The sequence below is a fragment of the Falsihalocynthiibacter sp. CO-5D18 genome (assembly GCF_041205445.1).
In the GTDB taxonomy this organism is placed as follows: domain Bacteria; phylum Pseudomonadota; class Alphaproteobacteria; order Rhodobacterales; family Rhodobacteraceae; genus Falsihalocynthiibacter; species Falsihalocynthiibacter arcticus.
In genome coordinates, this window is sequence record NZ_JBGFCF010000117.1 from 1 (window position 1) to 290 (window position 290).

1 protein-coding gene is annotated in these 290 nt (G+C 53.8%); it reads left to right on the forward strand.

Going from position 1 to position 290, the window contains the following annotated elements; translation table 11 throughout:
* Positions 1–290 (forward strand): biotin/lipoyl-binding protein (locus AB9F27_RS22175; RefSeq protein ID WP_369758242.1); only part of this gene is annotated, 290 nt, incomplete at both ends.

The following is a 290-nucleotide window of genomic DNA, read 5'->3' on the forward strand; positions in this document are numbered from 1 at the left end:
GTGAATGGCATTATCCGCGAACGCCTTTATGTTGAGGGGCGTCCGGTTGCCAAGGGTGATCTACTTTATCGCATTGAGGCATCTTCGTATGAAGCTCAAAAAGCGTCGTCTGAAGCGCTACTCGCGCAGGCCCATGCCGCGCTTAGGTCTGCTCAGCGGGAATTTGACCGCCAGCAGGAATTGAAAGCGCGCAATGTTGTTTCGCAACAGAATCTCGATAACGCTATTTCGGCCCGTGAAATTGCAGAAGCCAGCGTGAAAGTCGCGGAGGCGCATCTGCTGACGACCAA